The organism is Vibrio sp. (assembly GCF_047973365.1).
Taxonomy (GTDB): domain Bacteria; phylum Pseudomonadota; class Gammaproteobacteria; order Enterobacterales; family Vibrionaceae; genus Vibrio.
This window is the reverse complement of record NZ_JBKEBW010000131.1, coordinates 30069-47751: the sequence shown is the minus strand read 5'-3', so window position 1 is coordinate 47751 and position 17683 is coordinate 30069. Positions and strand designations below refer to the sequence as shown.

Sequence of the window (17683 nt, the reverse complement as noted above, 5' to 3'; positions counted from 1 at the left end):
TTCCTATGTTCGATCCAATCCTTCTTTACAAAGCACTTTCTGAAGAAACTCGGCTCAAGTCTCTGCTTTTAATGCAGAAGCAAGGAGAGTTGTGTGTCTGTGATCTCATGGAAGCACTTAATCTCAGTCAACCCAAAGTCTCTCGGCATCTTGCCGAATTACGAAAGCACGGGGTTGTTCTGGATGAACGACGTGGTAAGTGGGTTTACTACCGAATCAATCCCACGCTTGCTCCTTGGGTTAAGCAAGTACTGGAGATCACCCTCAAGCATAATTTGACATTTATCGAGCCAGAGTTGCAGTTCATCAAAGGCAAGTCATGTTCGAATGCAGTGAACAAATAATGTTTATATTCCGTTGGGTTATCAATTTCAAACTAAAGAGGTTTGTATGAGTAATGTCTCAAGCTGTGTCGATACCAGCGCATCTGAAAAAATGAGTTTTCTTGATCGATACTTAACCGTGTGGATTTTTCTTGCAATGGCAGTTGGTGTCGGGATTGGCGTGTTATTTCCTCAAGTCGCTCAGTGGAACGAAAGCCTATCTGTTGGTTCAACCAATATCCCACTAGCCATTGGCTTAATCTTAATGATGTACCCGCCATTGGCGAAAGTGAACTATAGTCTTTTAGGTGAGGTAACCCGAGATAAACGCGCGATAACGCTTTCTTTAGTGATGAACTGGCTCGTGGGACCAATTTTGATGTTCATTTTGGCCATCATTTTCTTACGCGATCAACCTGGCTATATGGTGGGACTTATTCTGATCGGCCTTGCTCGATGCATCGCAATGGTGTTGGTGTGGAATGACATCAGCGACGGAAACAAAGAGTACGGAGCAACCTTAGTTGCCTTAAATAGCGCGTTTCAGATTGTCACGTACAGTTTTATGGCATGGCTGTTTATTACTGTTTTGCCCCCTTACTTTGGTCTTGAAAGTTTCGTTGTTGACATCACTATCTGGGATATTGCGCAAAGCGTCTTAATTTATTTAGGTATCCCTTTCTTAGCGGGTTTCTTAAGCCGTAAACTATTAGTCTCAACAAAAGGTGAACAGTGGTACAACGAAGTCTTTATCCCTCGTATTTCACCAATTACCCTGATTGCACTTTTGGCAACCATCGTTTTGATGTTTAGTCTGAAGGGTGAAATGATCATTGAGTTACCGATGGATGTATTCCGTATTGCAGTGCCACTTATCATCTATTTTATGGTGATGTTTTTTGCGAGCTTCTACATCGGTAAACGTATGGGTATTCCTTACGACCAAAATGCTTCTATCGCCTTTACTTCATCAGGTAACAACTTTGAACTGGCTATCGCCGTATCCATCGCTGTATTTGGGTTAAACTCAGATCAAGCATTTGCTGGTGTGATTGGACCTTTGGTAGAAGTGCCAGTCTTAATCGCGTTGGTTAACGTCGCCTTGAGAATGAAGCGTAAATATTATGCCTAATAAGCGCAGTATTTCGAAACAAACGTCAGCAGTGCCATGTCTCATCGAGACATGGCATCTTTCCGAGTCCGAACTTTACTATTGGCTACTGAAGCAAACGGGTGATCCTGATCTGAGCTTTGACTTACTACAAGATACCTTCTTAAAGGCATTACAGCAGAAGCAAGCGTTTTGCGATATTCAAAACCAAAGGGCTTGGCTATATCGGGTAGCACGGAATATGCTCATTGATAAGCAACGTAAGGCGAATCAAGAACAAGTTCAGGTTGTGAGTGATAATGAGCCGATATTGGAAGAGTATGAACTCCCCGCCGTCGATAGCCTTGCGCAATGCCTGCCTAAAGCGCTATCAAAACTGACTGAGCCTGAAAGCGAAATTATCAAACAGTGTGACCTACAAGGTCTTACTCAACAACAATTTGCCGAGCAAAATGGACTGACTTTAGTGGCAACCAAATCTCGCATTCAACGAGCTCGACACAAACTAAAAGGTGTTCTGCAAACGCAATGCCATATACGTTTTGACGAACAGCAGCGAGTTTGTTGCTTTTATCAAGAATAACACGAGATTAAATCGAATCGGGAACCAGACCATTCCAGTAAAGTAAATATTTTTAAAATTCTTTGCATCCTTTCACCTCAAACTTCGTCTTAGTCATAAAGAGTTAAATCACGAGGTTGAAGGAGCCGATATGTTTGCAGTCTTTACCCATCTTGCTGATTGGATGACCTACCAGCTATTTGCTATGCAGCAAGGTACTAAGCTGGCAGATGCTATCCACTTTTTTATAGAAGACACGAGTAAAATCATGGTGTTGCTGGTCGTCATGATTTACGTCATTGCTTTGTTTCGCGCTTCTTTAAATGTTGAAAAAGTGCGCTACTATCTTGCAGGCAAGCGCCGTCTTTTTGGCTATGTGATGGGGAGTGTTTTCGGGGCGATCACCCCATTCTGCTCATGTTCAAGCATTCCCGTTTTTCTTGGCTTTACCTCCGCAGGTATCCCGCTTGGGATCACCATGGCATTTCTGATTACCTCGCCATTGATCAATGAAATCGCAGTATTGCTTCTGTTTAGTCTACTGGGATGGAAATTCACCATCATGTATGTGCTGATAGGGATGCTTATTGGGATACTAAGTGGCTGGTTGCTCGATTTAATAGGGGCAGAACGTTGGTTACAGCCATTTGCCGCAAAAGCCATGCAAAAAGCTCAAGCCCAACAACATAATCAAAATAATCTGAACGTTAGTAACGAAGAGTCTGCAATCACGCTTTCATATCGACATCAGTTCGCCAAACAAGAAATGGTTGAAATCATCGGTCGAGTTTGGAAGTGGGTGTTTATTGGTGTGGGCATAGGCGCGGGCTTGCATGGTTTTGTACCCGATGGCTGGATAGAAGCCCACTTAGGAGCGGGTCAGTGGTGGTCTGTTCCAGCTTCCGTATTCATTGGTATCCCTTTGTATTCTAATGCGACTGGTGTGATCCCCATCATGGAGAGTTTACTGAGAAATGGTCTTCCCATTGGTACGACATTAGCGTTTTGTATGAGCACTGTCGCTGCAAGTGTCCCTGAATTCGTCATGCTAAAACAAGTGATGCAATGGCGCTTACTGGGACTTCTTTTTGGTCTGCTGCTAACAGCGTTTACTGTTATGGGGTGGATATTTAACTTACCGTTCTGGCAACTTTAGGAGATAAACATGAAAGTATTTAAAGTATTAGGTTCAGGTTGTGCTAACTGCGTTAATACCGCTAAATTGATTGAGAAAATCGCAGCGGATCAAGGCATTGATGTTTCGGTTGAAAAGGTGACCGACCTTGAAACGATTATGAATTATGGTGTGATGTCTACGCCAGGAGTCGTCATGGATGAGGTCGTGGTTCACGCAGGAGGTATTCCAAAGTCTGAAGCAATTTTAGATTGGTTAAAAAAATAGATAGCTATTTTCTTTTAAGCTAGGTAACCAACATCCTAGCTTAAAAGTAGCGTTATGAATTTTTTATGACATCGTATTTTACTTCTAGATAAACTTTCTTTTGCGCCTTAATATATATGCAAATACATATATTGGTATATTCGTATGCTACCTCATCAATTTTTTAAATTACTTTCAGATGAAACGCGTGTTCGTTGCTTGTTAATGATTGCCCGTGAAGAAAAGGTCTGTGTCGGGGAGTTGACAGAAGCCCTTAACGAAAGCCAGCCCAAGATTTCTCGCCACCTTGCATTACTCCGTTCAAGTGGTGTGGTGGTTGATACCCGTCAAGGGCAGTGGATTTTCTACCGTTTATCGGATCAGCTTCCTGGTTGGATGAGAAAACAGATCCAAGGGTTAGTTGACTCTAACTGCCTGAAAGCAAAATACCAGCAAGATATTCAACGCTTATCCGAGATGAAATCTCGCCCAGAATGTTGTGTTTAAAGGAAAAATTAAGATGTCTATCAAAGTAGGAATTAATGGATTTGGTCGTATTGGACGTTTGGCGCTGAGAGCGTCGTTTGATTGGCCTGAAATCGAGTTCGTTCAGATTAATGATGTGGCAGGTGATGCGGCAACCTTAGCGCATCTGCTTGAGTTTGACTCAGTGCAAGGTCGCTGGCAGCACGAAGTGACGAGTGAAGATAACGCAATTGTCATCAATGGAAAAACCATTGCAACCTCACAAGAAAAAGCCATTGATGCGGTAGATTGGTCTGGTTGTGATGTGGTGATCGAGGCAACGGGTAAACACCGTAAATCTGAGTTCCTGAATCAGTATCTGGCACAAGGTGTTAAACGCGTGGTGGTTTCCGCTCCAGTAAAAGAAGATGGAATTGCTAACATTGTTGTTGGTGTTAACGACCACATTTTTGATCCAGAAAAACACCAAATTGTGACCGCAGCCTCTTGTACTACCAACTGCATTGCACCTGTGGTTAAAGTGATTCATGAGAAGCTCGGTATTGAGCAGTCGTCATTTACAACTATCCACGACCTCACTAACACCCAAACTATTCTCGATGCTCCGCATAAAGACCTTCGCCGTGCGCGTGCTTGTGGTATGAGTTTGATCCCAACAACTACAGGCTCTGCGAAAGCGATTATCGAAATTTTCCCTGAGCTTAAAGGCAAAATTGATGGTCACGCCGTGCGCGTGCCGTTAGCTAATGCCTCATTAACCGACATTATTTTTGATGTTAAGCGTGACACCACGGCTGAAGAGGTGAACGATTTACTTAAAGAAGCTTCGCAGAATGAGCTGAAAGGCATACTTGGTTTCGAAGAGCGCCCTCTTGTTTCTATTGATTACAAAGGCGACCAGCGTTCAACGATTGTGGATGCGCAATCAACCATGGTTGTTGGCAAACGTATGGTGAAAATCTATGCGTGGTATGACAACGAAATGGGTTACGCAACTCGTACCGCAGAACTTGTTCGTAAAGTCGGCCTAGCATAAGGAAGCGAACAAATGACACATCCTACGTGGGAACTGCCTGTTGAAGACAATAACGCAGCGTTAATACTGACTCCTTGTCCTGGCACTAAAGAAGCGTCGCTGAGCGCCAGCATTGAACAACTCAAGTCTCAAGGTGTAACCGTCGTGGTTACGGCACTGAGCACTCATGAGATGCAAGAAAAAGGCGTTGGTGACTTGCCAGACCTTGTTGAGCAAGCAGGCTTGCAATGGTTCCATGCACCAATAGAAGATGACTGCGCACCAAATGAAGCGTTCCTGGCTCGCTGGAAGCACTTATCACCATCTTTGCATAAAGCCCTCGCCAATGGCGAAAAGATAGCGATGCATTGTATGGGGGGATCGGGACGTACTGGTTTGCTTGCTGCCCATCTCTTGCTCGAGAAAGGCTGGGAGTTGCAAGAAATCATCACTCATGTCCAGTCATTAAGACCTGGCGCGTTTACCAAAGATGTACAAGTTGAGTACATCCACCAATTTGCTAATCAATAAAAGCCTTCAAGGGCTGCCTTAGGCGGCTCTTTTTAAAGAGAGTAAATATGTTGTCTAAGTTCAACCAAAATGTCCGTCAGTACATGTTGGTCACATTTAACTATTGGAACTTCACCATTACCGATGGCGCACTACGCATGTTGGTGGTGCTCTATTTTTATGACTTGGGGTATTCAACCTTAGAGATCGCCTCCCTGTTTCTTTTTTATGAATTCTTTGGCGTTGTCACGAACCTCATCGGTGGCTGGCTAGGCGCTCGTCTTGGTTTGAACCGAACGATGAATATTGGCTTGGGAATGCAAATTATCGCTCTGTCAATGCTGGCTGTTCCCGCAAGTTGGCTCTCAATTCCATGGGTCATGGCGGCACAAGCCTTGTCAGGTATTGCCAAAGACCTAAACAAAATGAGTGCGAAAAGCTCCATCAAGGCCTTGGTGCCAGAGAATGCGCAAGGAGCATTGTATAAGTGGATTGCCATACTTACAGGCTCTAAAAACGCGCTAAAAGGTGCAGGATTTTTCTTAGGTGGTGCGTTGTTATCGATGATTGGCTTCCAATATGCGGTAGCTGCGATGGCTGGTGTTCTTTTACTGGTCTTTATCGGCAGCGTGATTAGCCTTAAATCCGATCTGGGCAAAGCGAAAAATAAACCTAAGTTCTCTGAGATTTTCTCCAAATCTAGCAGCGTTAACATTCTATCTGCTGCTCGTATGTTTTTGTTCGGTGCGCGTGACGTTTGGTTTGTGATTGCACTGCCTATTTATCTGGGATCTGTGTTTGGATGGGATCATAGCGCCGTCGGTGGATTCCTGGCTATTTGGGTTATCGGTTACGGTATCATTCAAGGGATTGCACCAAAGATAACAGGCAGTAAATCGGGGCATACTCCAGATGGTAAAGCCGCGATAGTGTGGGCGTTGGTATTGTCTGTAGTGACTGGCGTAATTGCTTACAGTGTGCAGCAGCAATGGCACCCAGAATTGGTGATTGTCGTTGGACTGATGATTTTTGGTGCTGTGTTTGCGGTTAACTCGTCTTTGCACTCGTACTTAATCGTCAGCTATGCCAAGGACGATGGCGTTTCTCTGGATGTCGGTTTCTACTACATGGCAAACGCAATGGGACGCTTGATAGGGACGGTTCTATCTGGATGGGTGTTCCAAATGTGGGGGTTCTCAGCCTGTCTGTGGGTATCCTTTGCCTTCTTAGCATTAACGACCATTATTTCCTTTTGGTTGCCGACAGGCGAAAATCAAAAACTGGCTCAGCAATAAATAAAACTAAGCAGATTTATTTACCAATGCCAGCAATCATAGCTGGCATTAATTTTTAACCTTAAGTCATGGAATAAGCGAGAGCTGTATAATACCGTTCTAGAAAAATTTCTGATCAGTGAATGGGTGTCGATAAGCAAACCCTCCGAGCCATGAATGGCTCGGCGGAGCCCCATGGAAGGGTTTATGCGTGTTTGCGTTCGACGCTCATTCGCTGTGCCACCGATGGTCAATCTGATCATATTTTTAGCTAGAATGGTATAAAATCTCAAATGAAGTAGTATCAGTTCGTTACGCATACACACCCTTATCTACATTGATTTTAGATCCAGCACATGCTGTTTTATTTCTTCAGAATCGAGATGTTGAAAATCGATGTTTGCAAGAGCTTCAATTCTTCGTTTTAGAGGTTTGAGACATAATTCACGACCTCCTTGTCGTTCTCAGTACTTATAGTGCTTTTTGAGATTCCAGCGCTTGTTTCAAAGCTTCGGTAACCAATTCGTGATCTTCCAACGAGGCCAGCCCAGATGCCGTTACCGCTCCCACTAAACCAGAACCCTTGATGCGGATTGGGAATGAGCCGCCGTGAGCACAGTATTCATTCGGGTCAATATGTGGCTGAGTTTCAAATTCTCGCTTTTTTCCCTCATTGTAGAGCGACAAATAGTAAGTGCTTTTGCCATAACACAGCACCGAATTGCGCTTACGTCGAATCCAGTCCAGTTGGTCGGCACTTGAGCCCAACATGCAAAATTGAAATAACGTTTGCCCAAAGCCAAACACTTCTATCGATATAGCAGCGCCTTTTTGTTCTGCGAGTGCCTTAATGCAACAGCCTAATTGCCAGGCGACATCTTGATTGAAGTATTTCAGTTGCAACTCGCGTTCTTGTTCTACAAGACTCTCTAAGGTGTAACTCATAAATCCACCTTTAACGTTTGACCTGTTGCGCTACTTTCCATCGCCATTTGAATCAACATGATGTTTTTTAGCGATTCCGAAGCATGAACTGGGTTTTCAGTACCAAGACGAATGGCTGATGCAACGCCTTTGAAATACATCTCGTAACAACCGTGCTCAGTGGTAATAATATGAGACTCACTTTCTAAATAGAGTTTACCGTAAGCCGAAGGGTCTTCTTGCGCCCACCCTGCTGAATTAGGTTCAACACCTTCTTTCAAGCACGCTTCTTGTGGATCTAACCCATACTTTTCATATTTACCCAAAGTACCTAACACCTTATAACGCAAGTTCGGCTCAGGGCTATACAAGTTGCCATGCAAATGAACCAAATGTTGTGGGTAATGGAGGATAAGATTGAAGTAATCATTGGTAGTCGAACCTGGGCGCATAATGCGGCATTGAGCGTTAATTGCTTCAGGCATACCGAACAGCATAAGCGCTTGGTCTAGCAAGTGCGGAGCTAAATCAAACAGAATACCGCCACCATCGGTTGCCATTTCTCTCCAACGTTGACGGACTTCAGGGCGATAGCGATCAAAGTGAGATTCAAACAATTTCACCTCGCCCAGTTGTGCTTCATCAAGCAGTTTTTTCAGCGAGAGAAAGTCACCATCCCAACGACGGTTATGAAATACGCTCAGCACAAGCCCTTTTTCTTCAGCGAGAGCGATCAGCTCTTTGCCGTCTTCAACGCGAGTAACAAACGGTTTCTCAACGATAACATGTTTACCATTTTGTAAAGCGCGCTTAGCAAGTGAATAATGTACATCGTTTGGCGCGGTAATGATAACCAGCTCTGCATCACTGTTATCTAACAGCGCATTCGCATCGCCAAACCACTGCGCCTGTGGCCAATCCGCTTCGACACTTGCCTGCTGACTAGAGCTAATGGCTGACAACTCTAGCTCAGGCAGCGCTTTGATAAATGGAAGATGAAAGGTTTTTGCAGAAAAGCCGTAACCAATAACAGCCGTTTTTACCGGAGTGAAACTCATATCAAAGCAGTCCTTTTTGAGTCGAAATGAAACCGGTATCGTGACACAAAAACAAAACCCTCTCTAGTGAAAAAACCAGAAAGGGCTTATTTAGAATGACAACGGCAAAATTAAGCAGCGACGATATAGCTTCGCTTAGTCTGCTTTTGTTTTTTTAATGACTTAATCAAAGCATCAATGTCCACTTCGATATCGAATCGACGTTTTAAGTTGGCAAGAAACAATGGGTCTTCACACATGGCTTTTTCTGGCTCATCACTGATTTTCGCCACTGGTCGACCGTTACACTCAGTCAGTTTGATCACGATGGAAAGCGGTTTATACACCTTACCCTGACTGTTTTTCCAATCGTCAAGATCGTTGGTTAAAAACGTACCGATACCAAATGAGATTTGAACGCGACCGGCGAAGTATTCACACAAGTCTAGCGCCTCATCGAAGTTGAGCCCGTCGGAGAAAATGAAAATTTTCGTTTTAGGATCAATACCAAGGCTTTGGTAGTGAGCAATCATTCGGTCACCCCATTTATATGGGCATCCGGAATCGTGTCTCACACCACTATACGCTTTGGCAAGATGCATATTGAAATCACTGATGAAAGCATCAATGGTCAAGGTATCCGTCGGTGCAATCGCTAGCTGACCTTCAAATGCGCTTAGCCATTGCTCCAATGCCACGCTCTGAGAGTCACGCACGTTGACCAACGCCTGATGCCCCATAAACCATTCGTGAGCAATAGTGCCAATAGATTTTAAGTCAAACTCACGGGCAAAGTGACAGTTACTGGTACCCAGCAGCCATTGAGGGATCTCTTGTTTCAGATGTTCCATCACATCTCTTTGTACCTGACCAGAAAAGCGACGACGAGTCCCCATTTCTGTCAGTGAAAAATTAGTGATGCCACGTTTCGCAATCTGCGCTTTTAACTGTGCCACTTTTTTGGCGAAAACCTGCATTGGCAAATCGGCCGGTACATCTGACCAGCGGCGACGATTACGCACCTCAGAAACAATCGCCATCACAATGGTTTCATACAAAATGGTGTCACGCCACGAACCTTGAATGCCAATTCTTAACTGGTTTTTGCCCTCTTGCTTAATCACGCCTAACTCAACCTGACGCTCAGGCTGAAAATGGAAGTAGCGCAAGGACTGGATAAAGGAATCTTTCAGATGTGGAAAATGAGCGCTTAAATAAGCGATATCTGCGTCAGAAAATCTTAATGAAGACAAATGTGCTATCTCATCACCGATCTCCTCCAGTAAATCGCTGACATCTTCATCGCTACGAACAATCAGTTCATAACGTACTTGTGCGTCAGGATAATTGGAATGAATTGCCTGCATCATATTGATTTTATAGGTATCTAAATCCAATAAGCTGCGGATAATTTGAGGGGAGAATAGGCGATTACTCATCTTGCCTTCCTTCTGTTTACTGCAAAAGAACTGTATGTTTTACGCAACAACTTTCGGTTTTACCCAACAAACTGTTATGTTAGTAACATTTTGTTCGTAACCATGGCAAAACAATAAGCCAACCACATCAGTTTGTCAAATATTGTTACAAACCACACAAGATCTACTGTTTTCTCGCTTAATCGTTCACCTTTTCTTGAATCAATTTAATTACAACGACTTATTGTTATGCTTCTGATACAGACTCAACTGTCTAAATGAGTTTGTCACTATATGTTATTTACATTGACCCTCAAATTTCACTTCCCTAGAATGGAACCGTCTCATGTCAGGATACGTATTATGATTGTTACCATTGATATGGTTTGCCTTCGTCTCTCTCCATCGGGGATTCAAACCCTCCTTGTTAAACGCAGCAACCCAAACCGCCCCGATTGTGGTAAATGGGCTTTGCCAGGCGGATTTGTTTACGACGAAGATCTCTCCAACCAAGGTGGCGAACCTGCCGATGAAGATTTCAATTCCGCCCATCGCAGAATTTGCCGTCAAAAAATACATACTTACCCTAATTACATCAGTGACCCACTCGTTGATGGTAATCCTAAACGGGACCCTGAAGGCTGGAGTATTAGTATTTCTCACTATGCGTTACTCAACCCTTCCAATGTTCAACAAATCGAAAATGCAGGTACAGATAAGAACCGCGCAAATTGGTTTGACTTACTCCCCTTGCTCGACGAAGAAATGGAGTTGGCTTTTGACCACGTCGCTCAGATACAGCACGCATGGAAAAAGCTAAGAGCGGCGGTAGAATATACTTCGGTGGTGTTGTTTTCTTTGGAAAAAGAGTTCTTAGTCGCGGACATTATCGATGCCTACAGTCAGTTCGGTGTTGAAGTAAACCGTATGACGATTAAACGCCGTTTAATTGATACCGGCATTATTATCAGTGCCAATAAAATCGCTGCATCTAGCAAAGGTAAAGGCGGCAAACCTGCCAACGTGTACAAGTTGGCGACCAATGAAGTGAGTTATTTCCAGACCTGTCTACGCGGCTAACCAGAACGCTCTAAGTTCGCTGACGTTTTTCTATTGCGCCAGTGATATTGTTCAGTATGATGTAAACGATAACAATAAGCGCTATACCCTTGCGGCATGACTATCTCTAAGTCGCTCGCGTATAAAAGCTAATTCAAACAAATATCGCCACCTCCTCTACGATTCATCCACTTATTATTTGGCGTACGGACACTATGAAATCCTCGATTGCTGCTACTGGCGGCTGGCTATTAATGCTTAGCGTGTTGCTCTCTCTCATTGCCCAGATCACAGGTTATTTCAGCGGCTATTGGGCGGGGGTTCCTATCTGGCTCGTCGTGATGCTTTTTGTTCCCTATGTCAAACCAGCACAAAGAAAGCAGATAATTTTGCTGATGTTCGTTGGCTCAATGGGACTGCTATACGGAGTATACAGCGGTCTAGATGAACGCTATCTATTAAAAACATTAGACGCTAATCAAAATGTAGTGGCGATGATTGTCGGTGTTGGCTTTTTACGTATCTTTGCTGTCAATAGCGTGAAAACCGGTGAAACACTGCCGAAAGGGAAAAGCGCTCTCATTCGCACCTTATTTGGCGCTCATCTGTTTGGATCTGTACTCAACATATCTTCAGTAATGATCGTTGGCGATAAACTGGCAACACAGGGCAAACTAACAACCACACAAGGATTAGTACTATTGCGTGGCTTTTCTGCGTGTGCCTTCTGGTCACCGTTCTTTGCATCCATGGGCTTAGCCTTGGTCAGTGCTCCCGGTGCAGAGCTGGGCACTTTAGTCAGCTTTGGTATCCCTATTTGTCTTGTGGCATTAGCTCTCAGTTGTTGGCAAATCATCCATCGTGACGATGCCGATTCGCTGTTCGGATACCCAGTCACTCTCTATTCGTTGTGGATGCCAGCATTGCTCGCTGTGATGGTTATTACTGCACACAAGTTCTATCCGCACATAAGCGTGCTGTCACTCGTTACCCTAACTTCACTCTGTTTCATTGCTTTATGGCTCTTATTTACTAAGGGCTATCACGCTATTGTCGTGGCGCGTAGCCATATAGAATCCGGCATTGCCAACTCCAGCGGTGAGGTGGTGTTGTTTGCGGCTGCCGCAATGCTTGCGTCCGGTGTTGCAGCTTCTTTAGATGCAATGAACATTCAACTGGCACCAGAACATTTTGGTCCACAGGAAGCGGGGGTCACAATTGCTGTTCTAATTGTGTTAGCAATGACAGGTATGCACCCAGTCACCAGTGTCGTCCTCGCCGGCAGCGTATTGGCACCGTCAATGGCGGATCCCAATATGCTGGGTTTAACTTTACTCATGGGCTGGTCATTGGGTATTACTGTGTCACCATTTTCTGGTGTTCAGCTCAGTATTCAATCTCGCTACGACATCGGCGCAAAAGACTTGCTGAAAGCCAACTGGCGCTACATAGCAACAATGTATCTGATTTGCTGCTCTGTTCTTTGGTTATATTCAAGTCAGCTCTAGCCACTCAGATCTAGCGTCTTATTAAGCCCAGCGCAGTACCCGAACTTCATTACCTTCTTCCGGCTGTCTTGGAATATTCAACGACAACAGTAGTGAAACACACGCCATGCCTGCTCCGATATAAAAAACAGCAGATGGAGAGACTAACCATAGCAAGCCAAAACTGACTGGAATAATGACCGCTGCGATGTGGTTGATGGTAAATGCCACACCCGCTGTGGATGCCATATCGGCTGGGTCTGCAATTTTCTGGAAATAGGTTTTCACTGCCAGTGCTAATGCAAAGAATAAGTGGTCAACAACATAGAGCCCCGCTGCCCAGTGAGCATCTGTCACCAATGCATAGCCCACGAAAACACCAATCAAGCCAACATACTCAACGATTAACGCTTTGCGTTCACCAACCACACCAATAAAACGACCAATTCGTTTAGCAAACAGGAAGTTAAATACATAGTTAATCAAAAAAAGTAGTGTAATATCTGCGGCAGTATAGCCAAATTTTTCAACCATCAAGAAGCCCGCAAACACAGTAAATATTTGACGACGGGCGCCACTCATAAAAGTCAAAGCGTAGTAAAGCCAGTAACGCTTACGTAGTACCAGTTTCTTATTTTGCGGGGTAGCGGATTTAAACTCAGGGAAAACCACAGCAGCAATAATGACTAAAGCCAGTGCCAGACCACCGGTAATGCCATACACCCATTTATAGCTCAAATGCAGTTGTTCCAACATGATCCACAATGCACTGTAGGTAAGCAGTGATGCAAGAGCACCGATAGAGATCATCTTGCCAAGCATCTCTGGCGCTTCATCTTTACTCAGCCATTGCAGTGACAGTGATTGTTTCAGCGTTTCAAAATAGTGAAAGCCTGAAGACATCAATAACGTTGTCAGTAGCAAGCCTGTAAGTGAAGGAAACAGTCCTGTAATCGCGGTACCTAGAGTCAGCATCATCAGTGCAATCAACATAAAACGCTGTTCACGAATAAATAGCAATACAAACACGGCAGTGAAAGCGAGAAAGCCTGGGATTTCGCGTACACTTTGCAGCAAGCCGATATCAGCGCCGTTGAAATTTGCTTTTTCAATCACGAAGTTATTCAGCAGTGCCATCCAACTGGCAAAAGCAATCGGCACAATGGCCGAAATAATCATGAGGAAGTTTTGTGGACTGCGCCAGTTTTTAGTGTTCATTAAAAGTATTATCATCCTTTTTATCATTTTCTTAGTGTAACCAATCCTGCTTTAACTGTAACTAAACTGTTGAAATTTAAAATAGGAGCAACGACTGATGCAGATTCGTTTTGCTACAGCAAACTTATTCAACTACCTTGCTCCGCCAAACGCCTTTTATGAATTCAATAACATTTACCAAGTGACTGAATGGAATAAAAAGCAACAGTGGCTAGATAGAAAACTGTCGCGATTAGATGCTGATGTTATCGGCTTCCAGGAAATATTCAGTGTAAATGAACTCGAAGTTCAGTTACGAAAACTGGGCTACCAATATTTCGCCGTTGTCGACCATCCCAAAGTTTCTGACGAGTATATATATACCCATCCCGTGGTCGGTATTGCTTCGCGTTATGAGCTGACAGATGTAGCAGCAATTCAAGTGACTGAACTCAACGCAGAACAGCCGTTTAGTTTCTATCGAAAACCTTTGAGGGCGACGATAAACCACCCAATGCTCGGCAAGTTAGATATCTATGTCGTTCACTTTAAATCACAAAGACCAACGCTAGAGAACAAAGAAGAAAACTCCAGCGTTTTCGAAGCATGGCAACAAGAAACCTACGGCAACTGGCTTTCTACGGTACAACGTGGGTTTGAAGCCACTTTGTTACATCGCGCAATCATGAACAGAAAACGAAGCACCCATCACCCGGTCGTTTTAATGGGCGATTTTAATCAGTTTCTGGATAACCAAGAATTTGCATGTCTACGCTCTACCCATCGTTTTCGCCAACCAGAGTCTTACTTGCCACTTTTACCTTATCAGCTTATTGATAGTTGGGAACTGTATTGTCACAGTGGCCAAGCCCAACGCAAGCCAACTCATTATACGGGAGCATCAGGACAAGTTCTTGATTACATCTTGCTTTCAAGCGACTTCGGATTAGAAACCGATCACAACATAGCCCAAGTGAGCGATTTTCATGTTGAGGATCAACACTTAGTGAACCCCGACTTCGAACTCGACAAGTTTGCCAGCGATCATGCCTTTGTATGTGTCACTCTAGAGCTACGCTGTTAAGTGTTGCCACTCAGGATGTCTGTCTAAATAGTGTTTTACGTAGCTGCAAACTGGCACAATTTTGAATCCTTGCAGCTCAATCATAGGTAACACACTCTCCATCATGATTTTGCCATAACCTTTACCCTGAAGAATTTCCGGTACTTTAGTTGACGTTATATGCATCGCTTTATCGAAAAATTGATATCGGACAAGCGCATAATGATCACCTTCTAGATGTACTCGGAAGCATTCGTTCTCTTTGTCATAAATGACTGCATGTTTCATGTTTATGTCCAAAATAATAGTTAAGTCTTACGGTATAAGCCTGACGAAACAAACTTTCCATACATAATATACCCAAACTACTTGGAGTTGCAGGTAGGCGGCAAGTGAGTGAATCCCCATGACCACAGATTATCATGCGTGATTGGGGTGAACGAACGTAGACCCCATACCAAAACATAAAGCGCTACAGCTTCAAGTAGGAAGGGTATACTACGCCAGATAATAATATGATCATGTAACAGCGAATTTCGCTATACTGCTGAGCAGTATTCTTATTTTAAGGTTTGAAATGAACTACTTTAGTACATTTATCAAAGGAATAGCGATGGGTGCGGCGGATGTTGTTCCCGGTGTTTCTGGTGGTACCATCGCTTTCATTACCGGCATTTACGACACCTTGTTAGAAAGCATTCGACGCGTAAACCCAAGTATTATTGGTATATGGCGACGTGAAGGATTTGCTGCCGTATTCCGTTATATCAACGGCTTTTTCCTCATTTCATTGTTTGCAGGGATATTAATCAGTATTGCTACACTAGCAAAATTGATATCTTGGGCATTGGTGACGCATCCAATCCCAACGTGGTCCTTCTTCTTCGGTTTAATACTCGTATCAGTCTTCCATATGCTCAAACAAGTGGAGTACAAGACTTTATCCCGATGGGTATGCTTAGTTTTTGGCATCGCGTTCGCTTACAGCATCACGATTTTAAAGCCCCTGAACATGGAACCAAGTAGCATCAACATCATCATCGCTGGTGCCATAGCCATTTGCGCCATGATACTTCCCGGTATTTCGGGCAGTTTTATCCTATTACTTATCGGTATGTACGCAACAATACTAGGTGCAGTGAAAAGCGCACAGATCGATATCCTGCTGTTATTCGTTGTTGGATGTGTACTGGGACTATTAACTTTCTCCCATCTTCTTTCGTGGTTGCTTAAGCATTTTCGTCAAGTAACGCTGATGTTCCTGACTGGTCTCATGCTCGGTACGTTACCGAAGATCTGGCCGTGGAAAGAAACCGTCTCTTGGCGCACCAACTCGCATGGTGAACAGGTACCTTTAGTCCAACACAACCTAACGCCTTTTGAATTCGAAGCGATTACCTCCCAATCCTCTCAGTTGGTTGTTGCCGTGATCTTTATGCTGTGTGCCATTGCATTAGTATTAGGACTGGAAAAATACGCTGAAAAACACGATGTATAACTCATATATTCCATTATTCATGCATTCAATTGCTTGAGAACTCAATGACTCTTGCAATTGATAATCCTCGGCGCGGATATACCCAAACTACCGAAGTTGCAGGTAGGCGGCAAGTGAGTGAATCCCCATGAGCATAGATAACTATGAGATTGGGGTGAACGAACGCAGACAACACCGCTGCAGCTTCAAGTAGGAAGGGGATAAGCGCCTTATGTTTACTTGAACCCTTGCACATTTTCCCCTATTTTTCCTAACGTTAATCTGAGTTTGTGCTAGGATGCGCACACCTTTCCTCGTCGAGTGTAAGAAAATGCGTTCAGCTTTAAGACTTTTCGTCACACTTGCCGCACTTCTTGCTGGTTTTTTTGCAAGCGATCTCATCAATTTTTTTTCTGGTAACGAAAAGAATATCGATTTAGCACAATATTGTGTTCTTTCGAGCATCCCTTGCACACAGCAAAATGTTTCGATGTCGTTAGCACAAGATACCTTACATCCGTTAGTCGCTAATCGCCTTACTGTTTCTTGGCCAAACAGTGAATCCAACCAGTTAGTTTTAAGCCTGCAAGGTGTTGAAATGGATATGGGTACGGTGAAATATGTGCTTAAGAAGATCGACTCAGGCAAATATGAAGCAGACATCATATTACCTGTCTGCACCAGTGATTCGATGACATGGGTAGGACAACTTTCCAACGGCAACACAACCGTTCTCCCAGCATTAAGGATGGAACGATGAATAAAAATTGGTCTTTAGTTTTAATCGTGGCTTTTGTACTGGGTTTTGGTACTAAGAGCTATTTAGACGCTCAGAAAACCCTACAACAAGAAGCGACTTCATCTTCTTCTAACGTGATTCTATACGGCGAAAAAAATCAAGCAGTGAATATCTTTGATACAACAGACAGTCGTATTCGTATCATCTATTTTGGCTTTACTCGCTGCCCAGATGTTTGTCCAACATCTCTCGCTATGCTGTCTGGTGCTTTAAATCAAATTGATGACGAAACGAAGACGCTATTACGACCAATATTTGTTTCACTCGATCCAGAACGTGATGATGCGGACTCATCGGCAACCTATGCACATTACTTCCATGCCATGATAGAGGGACTATCAGCACCGTTAGATGTCACGACTGCTCTGGCAAATCGATACGGCGTTATCTTCCGTAAAACAGACTTACCAAATTCCGAGCTCAAGTACACGCTTGACCATAGCTCCTATTTCTATTTTTTGAAGCCCGACGGCACTCTTATAACTAAAGTACCACATACGCAGAATCCTGCGCCGATAGTGGAAGCCATAAACCAAGTCACTCAGCCACCAAAAGGATAA

The 17683-nt window shown here is 43.8% G+C and carries 20 protein-coding genes; 15 read left to right on the top strand and 5 right to left on the bottom strand.

Features of this window, described 5'->3' with window-relative positions:
• Positions 1 to 5: 5 nt before the first annotated feature.
• From ACK5MF_RS16395 to arsJ, 9 genes are all read left to right on the top strand, one after another.
• Entirely contained in the window at positions 6 to 344 is a 339-nt protein-coding gene (locus ACK5MF_RS16395; RefSeq protein ID WP_416923643.1) for a metalloregulator ArsR/SmtB family transcription factor, read from the top strand.
• A 46-nt stretch (positions 345 to 390) separates the two neighbouring features.
• Complete coding sequence (arsB, locus tag ACK5MF_RS16390) at positions 391 to 1455, top strand: ACR3 family arsenite efflux transporter (RefSeq protein WP_416923642.1); 1065 nt, start codon at positions 391 to 393, stop codon at positions 1453 to 1455.
• A complete protein-coding gene (locus ACK5MF_RS16385) occupies positions 1448 to 2017 on the top strand; it encodes a sigma-70 family RNA polymerase sigma factor (protein ID WP_416923641.1) in 570 nt (189 codons plus the stop codon). The genes arsB and ACK5MF_RS16385 overlap by 8 nt, the downstream gene beginning before the upstream one ends.
• Before the next feature lie 130 nt (positions 2018 to 2147).
• Entirely contained in the window at positions 2148 to 3152 is a 1005-nt protein-coding gene (locus ACK5MF_RS16380) for a permease (RefSeq protein WP_416923640.1), read from the top strand.
• A gap of 9 nt (positions 3153 to 3161) precedes the next feature.
• A complete protein-coding gene (locus tag ACK5MF_RS16375) occupies positions 3162 to 3398 on the top strand; it encodes a thioredoxin family protein (RefSeq protein ID WP_416923639.1) in 237 nt (78 codons plus the stop codon).
• Between the two features lie 144 nt (positions 3399 to 3542).
• A complete protein-coding gene (locus ACK5MF_RS16370) occupies positions 3543 to 3884 on the top strand; it encodes a metalloregulator ArsR/SmtB family transcription factor (RefSeq protein ID WP_416923638.1) in 342 nt (113 codons plus the stop codon).
• Between the two features lie 13 nt (positions 3885 to 3897).
• Positions 3898 to 4899 (top strand): ArsJ-associated glyceraldehyde-3-phosphate dehydrogenase, encoded by a 1002-nt coding sequence (locus ACK5MF_RS16365; RefSeq protein WP_416923637.1) that lies wholly within the window; start codon positions 3898 to 3900, stop codon positions 4897 to 4899.
• A gap of 12 nt (positions 4900 to 4911) precedes the next feature.
• Positions 4912 to 5409 carry a cyclin-dependent kinase inhibitor 3 family protein gene (locus ACK5MF_RS16360; protein ID WP_416923636.1) on the top strand — a complete coding sequence of 166 codons (498 nt, stop codon included), beginning with the start codon at positions 4912 to 4914 and terminating at the stop codon, positions 5407 to 5409.
• A gap of 47 nt (positions 5410 to 5456) precedes the next feature.
• Positions 5457 to 6683: an organoarsenical effux MFS transporter ArsJ gene (gene arsJ / locus ACK5MF_RS16355; RefSeq protein ID WP_416923635.1), complete on the top strand. Its 1227-nt coding sequence runs from the start codon at positions 5457 to 5459 to the stop codon at positions 6681 to 6683.
• 450 nt (positions 6684 to 7133) lie between these two features.
• Here arsJ and ACK5MF_RS16350 read toward each other — a convergent pair whose 3' ends face one another.
• From ACK5MF_RS16350 to pncB, 3 genes are all read right to left on the bottom strand, one after another.
• Positions 7134 to 7607: a heme-degrading domain-containing protein gene (locus ACK5MF_RS16350; protein WP_416923634.1), complete on the bottom strand. Its 474-nt coding sequence runs from the start codon at positions 7605 to 7607 to the stop codon at positions 7134 to 7136.
• Positions 7604 to 8644: an oxidoreductase gene (locus ACK5MF_RS16345; protein WP_416923633.1), complete on the bottom strand. Its 1041-nt coding sequence runs from the start codon at positions 8642 to 8644 to the stop codon at positions 7604 to 7606. The genes ACK5MF_RS16350 and ACK5MF_RS16345 overlap by 4 nt, the downstream gene beginning before the upstream one ends.
• A 110-nt stretch (positions 8645 to 8754) precedes the next feature.
• Positions 8755 to 10062 (bottom strand): nicotinate phosphoribosyltransferase, encoded by a 1308-nt coding sequence (gene pncB, locus ACK5MF_RS16340; protein ID WP_416923632.1) that lies wholly within the window; start codon positions 10060 to 10062, stop codon positions 8755 to 8757.
• Between the two features lie 342 nt (positions 10063 to 10404).
• Between pncB and ACK5MF_RS16335 the strand changes: the two genes are divergently transcribed.
• Together ACK5MF_RS16335 and ACK5MF_RS16330 are read left to right on the top strand one after the other, a co-directional pair.
• A complete protein-coding gene (locus tag ACK5MF_RS16335; RefSeq protein ID WP_416923631.1) occupies positions 10405 to 11121 on the top strand; it encodes an NUDIX hydrolase in 717 nt (238 codons plus the stop codon).
• 194 nt (positions 11122 to 11315) lie between these two features.
• Complete coding sequence (locus ACK5MF_RS16330) at positions 11316 to 12608, top strand: hypothetical protein (protein ID WP_416923630.1); 1293 nt, start codon at positions 11316 to 11318, stop codon at positions 12606 to 12608.
• A gap of 21 nt (positions 12609 to 12629) precedes the next feature.
• On the opposite strand, the gene ACK5MF_RS16325 is transcribed toward ACK5MF_RS16330, so the two are convergent.
• Positions 12630 to 13805 carry an MFS transporter gene (locus ACK5MF_RS16325; RefSeq protein WP_416923629.1) on the bottom strand — a complete coding sequence of 392 codons (1176 nt, stop codon included), beginning with the start codon at positions 13803 to 13805 and terminating at the stop codon, positions 12630 to 12632.
• A 97-nt stretch (positions 13806 to 13902) separates the two neighbouring features.
• Here ACK5MF_RS16325 and ACK5MF_RS16320 point away from each other — a divergent pair, with 97 nt between their 5' ends.
• Positions 13903 to 14868, top strand: a complete 966-nt coding sequence (locus ACK5MF_RS16320) for an endonuclease/exonuclease/phosphatase family protein (protein WP_416923628.1) — start codon at positions 13903 to 13905, stop codon at positions 14866 to 14868.
• On the opposite strand, the gene ACK5MF_RS16315 is transcribed toward ACK5MF_RS16320, so the two are convergent.
• On the bottom strand, positions 14857 to 15135 hold the full coding sequence (locus ACK5MF_RS16315) for a GNAT family N-acetyltransferase (RefSeq protein WP_416923627.1): 279 nt from the start codon (positions 15133 to 15135) through the stop codon (positions 14857 to 14859). The genes ACK5MF_RS16320 and ACK5MF_RS16315 overlap by 12 nt on opposite strands.
• A 289-nt stretch (positions 15136 to 15424) precedes the next feature.
• Here ACK5MF_RS16315 and ACK5MF_RS16310 point away from each other — a divergent pair, with 289 nt between their 5' ends.
• The 3 genes from ACK5MF_RS16310 (at position 15425) to ACK5MF_RS16300 (ending at position 17683) form a co-directional block, all read left to right on the top strand.
• Positions 15425 to 16345: a DUF368 domain-containing protein gene (locus ACK5MF_RS16310; protein ID WP_416923626.1), complete on the top strand. Its 921-nt coding sequence runs from the start codon at positions 15425 to 15427 to the stop codon at positions 16343 to 16345.
• Positions 16346 to 16655: 310 nt separating this feature from the next.
• Positions 16656 to 17084: a hypothetical protein gene (locus ACK5MF_RS16305; protein ID WP_416923625.1), complete on the top strand. Its 429-nt coding sequence runs from the start codon at positions 16656 to 16658 to the stop codon at positions 17082 to 17084.
• Positions 17081 to 17683, top strand: a complete 603-nt coding sequence (locus ACK5MF_RS16300) for an SCO family protein (RefSeq protein WP_416923624.1) — start codon at positions 17081 to 17083, stop codon at positions 17681 to 17683. Before ACK5MF_RS16305 ends, ACK5MF_RS16300 begins: the two co-directional genes overlap by 4 nt.